Raw genomic sequence first — 11,816 nt, 5'->3', positions numbered from 1 at the left:
CCGGTCGGCCTCGGTTCCGTGGGGTGCGGGCGCTTCGTGCTGCCCGACCCGAAGGCCGGTCGTGCTCGCCGCACTGGTTTCGAAGCTACGCAAGGCCCCGCCCCGGCCACAAGGAATCCGGCGAACTCCCAGCTCAACCGCCCGTTACCGGCAGTACCGGAGGGAACGGGGCCCCGTGGTTGAGCGGGCGAGCACCGACCCCGGGCGCCAGATGTGGCCGCGGTCACCGAACGTACCGGGTGAGCCCGCCCACCTTGTCGACACAGCGTGAACCCACCCCGACACCCGGCACCCACCGACCCCACCCCCACCACCCCCACGAATGACCCGGGTCACACCGGCCACCCCCGCACAGTCCCCGACCCCCGGTGTCGCCCGCTCGGGCGCTTCCGCCGCCCCGGCGGGGCTGCGAGGGTGGGGCTCCGTACCGCCCGAGGGCAGGAGGCCGAACGTGACCACCACCGAGGTTCCCACCGTCGACCAGGCCGTCTCCCGGATGGAGCAGCTCCAGGCACAGGCGGCCTCCGGGGACGGCGTCGCCGTGTTCAACGGGATGTACCTGACCGTCACCCGGCTGGTGCGCGACCGGTTGGCCTCGGCGTGGTTCGCGCGGCCGGCGGCGATGGCCGAGCTGGACGGGCTGTTCGCGGCCCGCTACCTGGCGGCGGTCGACGCGGCCGCGGCGGGCCTGCGCCCGCCCGCCTGCTGGCGCCCACTGTTCGAGCTGCGGCGGCATCCGGGCGTCCACCCGCTGCAGTTCGCGCTCGCCGGGATGAACGCGCACATCGAGCACGACCTGCCGCTGGCCGTGCTGGACACCTGCGCACTGCTCGGCCTCGAACCGGAGCAGCTGTCCGCCGACTACGAGCGGATCAACCTGCTGCTGGCCCAGGTGGAGGCCGAGGTCCGGGAGGAGCTGCTGCCTTCGCCCGCCGAGCTGCGGGTGGTCGATCCGCTGCTGCACGTGCTCGGGGTGTGGAGCATCGACCGGGCCCGGGACGCGGCCTGGGCCAGCGTGCTGGGGCTGTGGGAGCTGCGCGCCTCGCCGGGCGTGTTCGAGACGGTGACGGCCGCGCTGTCCGGCTCGGTGGGGATGGTGGGCCGGGCGCTGCTCACCCCGTTGAACGGCGCGGGCCGGCCCCCCGCCGGAGCGGGGAGCCGGCCCGTGGCCTGCGAGCGGGGCTGATCAGGCCCAGCTGGAGTGCAGCGGCTTGCCCTCGGCGTAGCCGGCCGCGCTCTGCACGCCGATGACGGCCTTCTGGTGGAACTCCTCCAGGCTGTTGGCGCCCGCGTAGGTGCAGGAGCTGCGCACGCCCGCGACGATCGAGTCGATCAGGTCCTCGACGCCCGGGCGGGCCGGGTCGAGGAACATCCGCGAGGTGGAGATGCCCTCCTCGAACAGACCCTTGCGGGCGCGGTCGTACGCCGACTCCTCGGAGGTCCGGTTGCGCACCGCGCGGGCGGAGGCCATCCCGAAGCTCTCCTTGTACTGGCGGCCGTCGGCCGTGGTCTGCAGGTCGCCCGGCGACTCGTACGTCCCGGCGAACCAGGAGCCGATCATCACGTTGGAGGCGCCGGCGGCCAGCGCCATCGCCACGTCCCGCGGGTGGCGGACGCCGCCGTCGGCCCAGACGTGCTTGCCGAGCCGGCGGGCCTCGGCCGCGCACTCCAGGACCGCGGAGAACTGCGGGCGGCCGACGCCGGTCATCATCCGGGTGGTGCACATCGCGCCGGGGCCGACACCGACCTTGAGGATGTCCGCGCCGGCCTCGACCAGGTCGCGGACACCGGCGGCGGAGACCACGTTGCCGGCCACGATCGGGATCTGCGGGTCGAGCCCGCGGACCGCGCCGAGCGCGCTGATCATCGACTCCTGGTGGCCGTGCGCGGTGTCCACCACCAGCACGTCGGCGCCGGCCTCGATCAGGGCCTTGGCCTTGCCGGCCACGTCGCCGTTGATGCCGACGGTGGCGGCGATCCGCAGCCGGCCGGCGTCGTCGGTGGCGGGGGTGTAGAGGGTGGCGCGCAGCGCGTTCTTGCGGGTCAGGATGCCGACCAGCCTGCCGTCGGCGCCGACCACGGGGGCGAGCTTGAGGTGCGCGCCGTTGAGCTTCTCGAACGCCGCGCGGGGCTCGATGCCCTCCTCCAGCAGCAGCGGGTTGCGGGACATCACCTCGGACAGGCTGGTGAACCGGTCGACGCCCTGGCAGTCGGAGTCGGTGACCACGCCGACGGGCTTGCCGTCCTCGACCACCACGAGCGCGTTGTGCGCGCGCTTGGGCAGCAGCGACAGGGCGTCCGCGACGGTGTCGCCGGGGCTGAGGGTGAGGGCGGTGTCGTGCACCAGGTGGCGCTGCTTCACCCAGCCGATCACCTCGGCGATGACCTCGGTCGGGATGTCCTGCGGGATGGCGACCAGGCCGCCGCGGCGGGCCACGGTCTCGGCCATCCGGCGGCCGGCGATGGCGGTCATGTTGGCCACGACCAGCGGGACGGTGGTGCCGGTGCCGTCGTTGGAGGACAGGTCCACGGCCTGCCGGGAGCCCACGGCGGAGCGGCTGGGGACCATGAAGACATCGTCGTACGTCAAGTCGTACGCGGGCTTGAGGTCGTTCAGGAAGCGCATGAATGGGGGCTCTCTGGCTGGGGAAACGTACACCTCGGGTGCGGTTGCGGCTCGACCGCGGGGCGCACTCGGGCGCCCCGCACCCAACGTTCAATACTCACCGATACCCCGGTACAAAGCCAGTTCACGCGCGATCCTTGAAGATCGGCACAACGACGGCTCCGCCCGCCGGAGTGATCTTCGTAGGATCATCCAGTCGGGCGGAGCCGGGGCGGCTTCGGGAGCGCCTCTTAGTAACCGCGCCAGCACGAGCCGTAGCAGCGGGCCTGGGCGACCTGGTCCATGCTGCCGTAGACGTGGTTGCAGTACCGGGCGCTGGCGATCAGGTTGTCGACCGGGTTGGTGATCTCGGTGTGACCCGGGATCGAGTACGCCTTGAAGGTCGGCTTGATCATCTGGGTCAGGCCGATCGACGGGATGCCGGCCTTGGCGTTGGAGTCCCAGCCGTTGACGGCCTTCGGGTTGCCGGAGGACTCGGACATCGCGGTGGCGCGCATCGCCTTGGCAGAGGGGACGCGGTCACCGTGGGCGGCCAGTACGTCGCGCGCCTCCTGGATCCAGCCGTCCAGGTTGTTCGAGTAGCTCGGCTTCGCCGGCGCGGCGGGCGCGGGAGCCGGAGCGGGCGCCGGAGCGGGGGCGGGAGCCGGTGCGGCAGCCGGGGCCTCGGCGGGCGCCGGCGCTGCGGGCGCGGCCTCGGCCGGAGCCGGGGCGGCGGGAGCGGGGGCGGCCTCGGCGGGCGCCTGGGCGACAGGGGCGGTGGCCGCGGCCGGCGCGCTCGCGGCGGCGGGCTCGGCGGCGAAGGCCTGGCTGGCCGGGACGGCGAGGCCGACGGCGACGGCACCGGTCAGACCGGCGGCCAGGAAGCAGTCGGGCAGACGGGGGTGGTTCATCCGGAAGGTCCGGATGCCGGCAAGTCGGAGTCGGGTGGTGTTGATCGGACGCATGCTGAAGCACCTCTTCGGTCGCGGGAAGCGCACACCGCCCCGGGACCTCCGAGAGCCCGTGCCGAGCACGGATCGCGCCGCGACGAGGCGGCCGGTGTACGGCGGCGGGACAGGACCCGCCGGCTGCGCAGCGGGGCCGTGATCCGGCTCCGCCACCGACCCGCTCTACGCCAAGGTCGACTGCGCTGGTCGCGCCCCGGCCGTGGTCACCGGCCCGGAGCGCTCCCTCGATGTTGCGACACCCCCCGGCCCCGGGCAACCACCTTCCGGGCCTCCCCGGCGGCTCTCCGGCGCGGGCCGTCCGTCCACCAACTGCCGTCGGTCACCCAGCATGTGACGGCCGGTCGGGCAGTGCCCGGCCCTCCGAAAGGGGGATCCTCGTGGGCAAGCTCACAGATTAGCGCTGAAACCGCCCGAAAAGCCCCTTTCCCACCCTCCGATCCACCTCGCCGACCACCATCAACCCCCTGACCGGGATGGCTGGTTGAGCCGATCGCCCGACCCGGCCGCGCGGGCCGGCGCCGGACCCCGGCGCGACCCCGCGACGTGACCCCCGTCTCCCCGCGCGGCGGGGCCGGACCCCCCGAAGTGACCCCGGTCACCGCCCGCCCGGCCCCGCCGTCCGTCACCCCGGGTCAGCGCACCGCCGCGACCAGTGAGTCGGCGAGCGAGCGCCACAGCACACCGGCCTCGCGGAAGCCCGCCTCGACCAGCCGCGCGGTGTGCCAGGCCGCCGGGTGCGCCTGCGGGTCGCGGTGCTCGCCGTGGATCAGGGCGCGCGCGGCCACGTGCTCGGCGAGCAGCGGATCGGCCGCGGCGGCGGCCCACCACCGGGACCAGTCCAGGACGCCGTCGGCCCGCTCCCGCTCCTGGCGGCGCTGCTGGAAGGCCTCGTCCGCGGCGGCGAGCAGCGGGATGCCCGATTCGGGGGTGTGGTCGGCATTGAGGAAGACGCCGCCGGGCCGGAGCAGGCCGGCGAGGTCGCCGTAGAGGCGGACCAGGTCGTCGGTCTCCAGCCAGTGCAGTGCGGTCGCGGTCACCACCGCGTCGTACCCGCCGCCCGGCAGCCGATCCGTCCAGCCCGGGTCGCGCAGGTCGGCGGTGACCAGGCTGAGCCGGGGCTCGGTGGCGAAGTGGCCCCGCGCTATGGCCAGCAGGGCCGGGTCCAGGTCGACGCCCACGCTGACCGCGCCGGGCAGCCGGGCGAGCAGCCGCTCGGTGATGCTTCCGGTGCCGCAGGCGAGGTCGAGCACCCGGGGCGTCGGGCCGGCGTGGGCCTCCACCGTGTCGAGCATCACGCGGAAGCGCTCCTCGCGGTCGGGCAGGTACCACTCCTGCTGCCGGTCCCAGCTGCGCTGCCAGCCGTCCCAGTGCTTGCCGTCCGTGCCGTTCATGGGGACACCCCTCCGAGGTAATGGTCTCTACTCACTCCTGGCCATTACCGAGCATAGGGTCCGAGCAGTAATGACCACAACCGCATTCAGGCCATTACCTGCTTGCCGGTTTTCGCCCGACACACGGCCGCTCCCGTAGAGTTCGCACCGACAATCGGCGCAGCGGACAAGGAACAGCAGCGGTCATGACGGCGGGCGTGGAGATCGAGAACGCGGCAGAGGCAGCAGAGGTCGAGTACGGCCCGGGGATCGACCCGGAGCGGCTGGAGCTCTGCCTCAGCGTGCTCGCCGAACTCGACCAGCTGGACGTCGACCACCCGGACGCGATCACCGTCCGCAAGGCCGTCGGCGGCGTGTTCCGCACCCTCAAGCAGCGCCGGCGCCAGGAGATGCGGGCCCGCAAGACCGCCAACGACCGTGACGTCACCTCCCGGACCGCCACCGGCGCCCCGGGCCGGATCGACGACGAGACGGCGGGCGTGTTCGGCCTGAGCACCGAGACCACCACCGAGATCGCTGGGATACTCGAGCGCCCGCGCTCCTGCTACACCTGCAAGCAGCGCTACGTCGAGGTGGACGCCTTCTACCACCAGCTCTGCCGCAACTGCGCCGCGCTCAACCACAGCCGCCGCAACGCCCGGACCGACCTGACCGGCAAGCGCGCGCTGCTCACCGGCGGCCGGGCCAAGATCGGGATGTACATCGCGCTGCTGCTGCTCAGGGACGGCGCGCACACCACGATCACCACCCGCTTCCCAAACGACGCCATCCGCCGCTTCACGGCGATGCCGGACAGCGCGGACTGGATCCACCGCCTCAAGATCGTCGGGATCGACCTGCGCGACCCCGCCCAGGTGATGGCGCTGGCGGACGAGGTCGCGGCCGACGGCCCGCTGGACATCCTGATCAACAACGCCGCGCAGACCGTCCGGCGCTCCCCCGAGGCCTACCGGGAGCTGCTCGCCGCCGAGTCGGCGCCGCTGCCCGCCGGGTACCTGCCGCCGGCCACCGTGATCGGCCGGTTCGGCAGCGGCGGGGTCGACCTGCCGGCCCTGCCCGGCCAGGCCGCCGAGGGCAGCGAGCGGATCGCCGCGGCGGAGGTCACCTCGCTCGCCCTGGTCACCGGATCGGCCACCCCCGAGCGGATCGCGGCCGGCACCGCGATCGACGCCGGCGGGCTGGTGCCCGACCTGGCCGCCACCAACAGCTGGGTGCAGAGCGTCGACGAGGTCGGCCCGGTCGAGCTGCTGGAGGTCCAGCTCTGCAACTCCACCGCGCCGTTCATCCTGATCAGCCGGCTGCGCCCGGCGATGGCCGCGTCCGGCGCGCGCCGCAAGTACGTGGTGAACGTGTCCGCGATGGAGGGCGTCTTCAACCGCGGCTACAAGGGTGCCGGCCACCCGCACACCAACATGGCCAAGGCCGCGCTGAACATGCTCACCCGCACCAGCGCCGAGGAGATGCTGCAGACCGACGGCATCCTGATGACCAGCGTCGACACCGGCTGGATCACCGACGAGCGCCCGCACCCGGACAAGATGCGGCTGGCCGAGGAGGGCTTCCACGCCCCGCTCGACCTGGTCGACGGCGCCGCCCGGGTCTACGACCCCATCGTGCGCGGCGAGTTGGGCGAGGACCTGTACGGTTGCTTCCTCAAGGACTACGCCAAGGGCGCCTGGTAGGAGGCACGTTCGATGGTGGCCGGACCGACCGCCGTCCCGATCATCGGGGCCGGGGTGATCGTGCCCGGCTCCGACGGCCGGGTGCTGCTCGGCCGGCGGACCACCGCCGGCGAGCCGCCCACCTGGAGCCTGCCCGGCGGCAAGGTCGACGCGCCCGGCGAGTCCTTCGAGCAGGCCGCCGCCCGGGAGTTGGCCGAGGAGACCGGCATCGTGCTGCCGGCCGGGGCGATGCGGGTGCTGGCCGTCCTGCTGGACCACCGGGACGGCCGGGCCCGGCTCACCGCCGCCGTGCTCGCCCCGCCGAGCGACGCCACCGCACTGATCACCGAGCCGCACGCGTGCGCCGGCTGGGAACGCTTCCCGGTGACCGCACTGCCCGCTCCGATGTTCTACCCCTCCGCCCTCGTCCTCGGCAGCTGGCTGCCCGGCCTCACCGACCCGCCCGGCGCCCACCGCTACCGGATCGGCGAGCCGCCGGCCCGGGCCTGAGCACCCGCTCCTGCCCTCACCCCGTGGCCACACCCACCCCACGGACGCGCACCAACCCCTCGCACATCCCGCCGCCCCACGAGGCACACCGGTTCACTCCTGTCCGTCCGGTGCCGGTAGGTTGCTGGCTGATCATCTGACGAGCCCTCGATCGGGACGGCACGGTGGGCCCGCCCGCCGCCGGCCGTCGGGGTGGCTGACGGGGAGGGGACCGCCATGGAGGGCCAGCTGCTCTGCGGGCGCTACGAGTTGACGGAGCACCTGGGCACCGACGAGCGCGGAGCGCACTGGACCGCCCACGACCGGGAGCTCGACCGGACGGTGGCCGTCACGCTCCTCGCCGAGGCCGAACTCACCCCGGAGGACGCCGAGCGGCTGGAGCGCGAGGTGCGGACCGCCGTCGCCGTGCCGCCCCACCCGCACCTGGTCGCCGTGCACGACTTCGGCCGGGACGAGAGCAGCCTCCTCGTGGTCACCGAGCACGTCCGGGGCCGCAGCCTGGAACAGCTGATGGCCGCGGGCGAACCGCCGAGCCCCGAGCGGGCCGTGGACTGGGTCCGGCAGGCCTGCGCCGCGCTGGCCGCCGCCCACGCCGCCGGGCTGGTCCACCAGGACCTCCGGCCCGCCCGGCTGCTGCTCACCGAAGGCGGCACGGTACGGCTGCTCGGTCTCGGCACCGCCTGGCTGCGCCCCGCCCAGGGGCCGGCCGGCGCCGCCCGCGCCGACAGCGGGCTCGGCTCGGTCCCGTGGATGTCCCCGGAGCAGGTCCGCGGCGACGCGCCCGTCGACCACCGCAGCGACCTCTACTCGATCGGCTGCCTGCTCCACCAACTCCTCACCGGCGCGACCCCGTTCGGGCACCGCGAGGTCACCGTCCAGCTCGGCGCGCACCTGCGCGAGACCCCGGCCCCGCCGAGCACGCACCGCGCCGGGCTCCCGGCCGACCTGGACGCCCTGGTGCTGCGGCTGCTGGCGAAGTCCCCCGAGGAGCGCCCGGAGAGTGCCGCGCAGACCGCCGCGCTGCTCGCCGCCCTGGCCCCGCAGGTCGCCCCGGTCACCACCCCGGCCTTCCCCGCCGCACCCGCCTCGGCCTTCCCGGCGGCGGCCACCGCGCCGGCCCTGTCCCGGCCCCCTGCGGCCGCGTACACCACCGACACCCCGTTCGGCGACTTCGAGCCGGAGCAGTGGTGGCGCCGGCCGTCGGGCCGGCGGGCCGTGCTGGCCGCAGCCGGCAGCGCGCTGGCGCTGGCGCTGATCTCCGGGTTGGTCTGGACGGTGAGCGGCCATCAGGGCGACGGCAGGCAGCCGGTGGCCGCGGCCGGGACGGGGACGGCGCCCGGCCGGGACAGCGCGTCCGCCGCGCCGTTCGGCACCGACCCGGCCCCGTCCGCGGCCGGCTCCCCCACCGGCACCACCTCCGCCGCCCCGTCCGGCACCTCGCCGTCCCCGGGCACGGCCCCGTCCGCGTCCGCCGCACCCGGTACGGCCGGCGGGTCCGCGAGCCCCCGGCCGCAGGGCGGCCCGGCACCGGCCGCCACCACGACGCCCCCCGCCGGCACGGCCCCGGGCAGCACCACCGCGCCCGCCCCGCAGGCCCCGCCCTCGCCGCCGACCGGCGCGGCGGCCTACGGGTGCACCGGCGGCCTGATCGACAGCTACCCGGTGAAGACCGGCGCGGGCGTCGTGCTCGGCTACTTCTACCTGTACTTCGACAACGCGACCGGCACCAACTGCGCGGCCACCATCAAGACCGCGAACAGCGGCTACGGCACCGCCTCCGCCGTCCGGGCGAGCATCAGCCGCTGCTCCAACACGGCCCCGGCCGCCTCCTGCACGGTGGTGGGCGGGAGCACCAAGAGCGACGAGGGCAGCTTCACCATGTACGCCGGTCCGGTGAAGGTCGCCGCCGCCGGTGCCTGCGTCACCGGTTCGGGCAGCATCACCTGGGCCGGCGTCACCGCCACCACCGCCGGTTCGCTCGGCAACCGGGCCGTGCACTGCGGCTGACGGCCCGACCGCCTGGGCGGTGCCGCTCACCCGGCCGGGTGCCAAGGCTTCAGCAGCAGGTTGACGCCGGGTCACCGCCGGACGGGCGACACGGCGGGCGCCGCGGGCCCCGCGCCCCCGGGCGGGCCGCGCCGCCGGTGAGACACGGCCTGATGAGCGTGCGTGCGCCTGCGAGACACGACAGCATGAGAGGAGTAATTGAGCCGCTACTCCGTGCAACGGGGTGGCGGCCCGCGCCGGTGGCCACCTCAGGGTGGCGGGGTACCGGGCGCCGCGGCGGCCGGCACGACCCGACGGCCCGCCGTCGACGCGCGCCCCCCGGGCGCCGGTCCGACGGACGGCGCGCCGCCGGTGCCCGTCCATACGGAGAGGCGCTTCGATGACCACAGCTGCCCGCCGCCGACGACCGGCTCCGCCGCGCGACCGGCACCTCGGACCCGCCACCGCGGTTCCGTCCGGCGCCCAGCGAGGGGGACGCCATGCGGGCTGACCGTAAGGCGTCCGGCCCGGCCCCCGCCAGCACCCGGGCGGCGCCGGCCAACCAGGCCGAGAAGCTCGCGGACTGGACCGACGGACGCCTCGGCATCTACGCGCTGGCCAAGTCCAACCTGCGCAAGGTTTTCCCGGACCACTGGTCCTTCATGCTCGGCGAGATCGCCCTCTACACGTTCGTCATCATCATCCTGACCGGCGTGTGGCTGACCTTCTTCTTCCAGCCCAGCATGGCCGAGACGACCTACCAGGGCTCGTACGCGCCGCTCCAGGGCGTACGGATGTCGGACGCCTACGCGTCCACCGTCAACATCAGCTTCGACGTGCGCGGCGGGCTGCTGATCCGGCAGATCCACCACTGGGGCGCGATCGTCTTCGTCGGCTCGATGCTCGTGCACATGATGCGGGTGTTCTTCACCGGCGCGTTCCGCAAGCCCCGTGAGCTCAACTGGATCTTCGGGGCGCTGCTGCTGTTCCTCGGCATGTTCGACGGCTTCATGGGCTACTCGCTCCCCGACGACCTGCTGTCCGGCACCGGCATCCGGTTCCTGGAGGGGGCGGTGCTGTCCGTCCCGGTGGTCGGCACGTACCTGCAGATGTTCATCTTCGGCGGCCAGTTCCCGGGCACCGAGATCGTGCCGCGGCTGTTCACGGTGCACATCCTGCTGATCCCCGGCATCATGCTGGGCCTGCTGGCCGCGCACCTGATCCTGGTCTTCTACCACAAGCACACCCAGTTCGCGGGCGCCGGCCGGACCGAGAAGAACGTCATCGGCATGCCGCTGATGCCGATCTACATGGCCAAGGCCGGCGGCTTCTTCTTCCTGGTCTTCGGCGTGGTCTCGGTGATGTCGGCGATCGCCACCGTCAACCCGATCTGGGCGTACGGCCCGTACCGGCCCGACCAGGTGTCCACCGACGCCCAGCCGGACTGGTACATGGGCTACTCCGAGGGCCTGGTGCGGATCATGCCCGGCTGGGAGATCTCGGTCTGGGGCGGACACACCCTCAACCTGGGCGTCTTCGTGCCGCTGATGGTCTTCCCCGCGGTGCTGGCCGCACTGTGGGCCTACCCGTTCCTGGAGGCCTGGGTCACCGGCGACAAGCGCGAGCACCACATCGCGGACCGCCCGCGCAACGCCCCGGTCCGGACGGCCTTCGGCGCGGCCTGGATCTCCGTCTACCTGGTGCTGCTCGCGGGCGGCGGCAACGACCTGATCGCCACCCACTTCCACCTGTCGATCAACGTCATCACCGACGCGGTCCGGATCGGCTTCTTCGTCGCCCCGGTGATCGTCTTCTTCGTCACCAAGCGCTGGTGCCTCGGGCTCCAGCGCCGCGACAAGGAGAAGGTGCTGCACGGGCGGGAGAGCGGCATCATCAGGCGGCTGCCGCACGGCGAGTTCATCGAGGTGCACGCGCCGCTGCCGCAGGCCGAGCTGCACCGGCTCACCGACCACGACCAGCCGATGCCCGCCCCGGTCCCGGAACCGAAGGGCCCCAAGGGCCGCCCCGGGCGGATCGCCTGGCTCAGGTACCGGCTGTCGGCGGGCTACTTCGGCTCCGACGGGCAGATCCCCAAGCCCACGGCCGAGGAGCACAAGAAGATCAGCAGCGGGCACCACTAGGCGCACCCTGCCCCTCACCAGCGCGAAGGCCCGCCCCGTCGGGGCGGGCCTTCGCGCTGCCCGACCCTACTGGCGCAGCAGCGCCGGCAGCACGGCCAGCAGGGCGGTCGCGGCCACCACCGCCGCGCAGACCCCGGCCCAGCGGGTGCAGATCGCCAGGCAGCGCCGCCGGTAGAACTCGGCGACCCGCCGGGAGCGCCGCGCCGCGCGGTCGACCACGCCCTCGGCGAACTCCAGCCGGTGCTCCTGGTACGCCTCCCGGACCAGCTCCCGCTGATCGCCCGAGAGCCAGCCGAAGCGCTCGACGAACCGGGCGGCGTCCCGCTCGGCCGCGGTCACCTCCGCCTCCCAGGCCAGATAGCCCTCCAGACGGAACATCCCGGACCGGTACTCCCGCGTCCCGGCACCCATCCGTCGCCCGCCACCCATGATCCGCTCCCTGCCCGTCCGACCCGTACCGAGACCGACCGCTCGCGGACAACTACTACCAGTGACGTCCGGCCACCACCCGCCCGACGCGCGGGACCGCCCCCACCTGCGGCGACCCTCCGCCG

9 protein-coding genes are annotated in these 11,816 nt (G+C 74.0%); 5 read left to right on the top strand and 4 right to left on the bottom strand.

Features of this window, described 5'->3' with window-relative positions:
- Positions 1-451 precede the first annotated feature (451 nt).
- The gene (locus ABT014_RS12485; protein WP_350638655.1) at positions 452-1,186 is read left to right on the top strand and encodes a DUF5995 family protein; all 735 of its coding nucleotides are present in this window, start codon (positions 452-454) and stop codon (positions 1,184-1,186) included.
- Here the strand turns inward: ABT014_RS12485 and ABT014_RS12480 are convergent, their stop codons facing one another.
- From ABT014_RS12480 to ABT014_RS12470, 3 genes are all read right to left on the bottom strand, one after another.
- Positions 1,187-2,626 (bottom strand): GuaB1 family IMP dehydrogenase-related protein, encoded by a 1,440-nt coding sequence (locus ABT014_RS12480; RefSeq protein ID WP_350638654.1) that lies wholly within the window; start codon positions 2,624-2,626, stop codon positions 1,187-1,189.
- 230 nt (positions 2,627-2,856) lie between these two features.
- Positions 2,857-3,570, bottom strand: a complete 714-nt coding sequence (locus ABT014_RS12475; protein WP_350638653.1) for a transglycosylase SLT domain-containing protein — start codon at positions 3,568-3,570, stop codon at positions 2,857-2,859.
- A 635-nt stretch (positions 3,571-4,205) separates the two neighbouring features.
- Positions 4,206-4,964: a class I SAM-dependent methyltransferase gene (locus tag ABT014_RS12470; RefSeq protein WP_350638652.1), complete on the bottom strand. Its 759-nt coding sequence runs from the start codon at positions 4,962-4,964 to the stop codon at positions 4,206-4,208.
- 185 nt (positions 4,965-5,149) lie between these two features.
- Between ABT014_RS12470 and ABT014_RS12465 the strand changes: the two genes are divergently transcribed.
- The 4 genes from ABT014_RS12465 (at position 5,150) to qcrB (ending at position 11,262) form a co-directional block, all read left to right on the top strand.
- Positions 5,150-6,646, top strand: a complete 1,497-nt coding sequence (locus ABT014_RS12465; protein ID WP_350638651.1) for an SDR family NAD(P)-dependent oxidoreductase — start codon at positions 5,150-5,152, stop codon at positions 6,644-6,646.
- Between the two features lie 12 nt (positions 6,647-6,658).
- Positions 6,659-7,135, top strand: a complete 477-nt coding sequence (locus ABT014_RS12460; RefSeq protein WP_350638650.1) for a nucleotide triphosphate diphosphatase NUDT15 — start codon at positions 6,659-6,661, stop codon at positions 7,133-7,135.
- A gap of 216 nt (positions 7,136-7,351) precedes the next feature.
- A complete protein-coding gene (locus ABT014_RS12455) occupies positions 7,352-9,142 on the top strand; it encodes a serine/threonine-protein kinase (RefSeq protein ID WP_350638649.1) in 1,791 nt (596 codons plus the stop codon).
- A gap of 479 nt (positions 9,143-9,621) precedes the next feature.
- Entirely contained in the window at positions 9,622-11,262 is a 1,641-nt protein-coding gene (gene qcrB, locus ABT014_RS12450; RefSeq protein WP_350638648.1) for a cytochrome bc1 complex cytochrome b subunit, read from the top strand.
- A 66-nt stretch (positions 11,263-11,328) separates the two neighbouring features.
- Here the strand turns inward: qcrB and ABT014_RS12445 are convergent, their stop codons facing one another.
- Positions 11,329-11,640, bottom strand: coding sequence for a hypothetical protein (locus ABT014_RS12445; RefSeq protein WP_350638647.1), 312 nt, complete (start codon positions 11,638-11,640; stop codon positions 11,329-11,331).
- Between the last annotated feature and the right edge of the window lie 176 nt (positions 11,641-11,816).

This window comes from Kitasatospora sp. NPDC094015, assembly GCF_040304075.1.
In the GTDB taxonomy this organism is placed as follows: domain Bacteria; phylum Actinomycetota; class Actinomycetes; order Streptomycetales; family Streptomycetaceae; genus Kitasatospora.
This window is presented reverse-complemented; position numbering and strand designations above follow the sequence as displayed.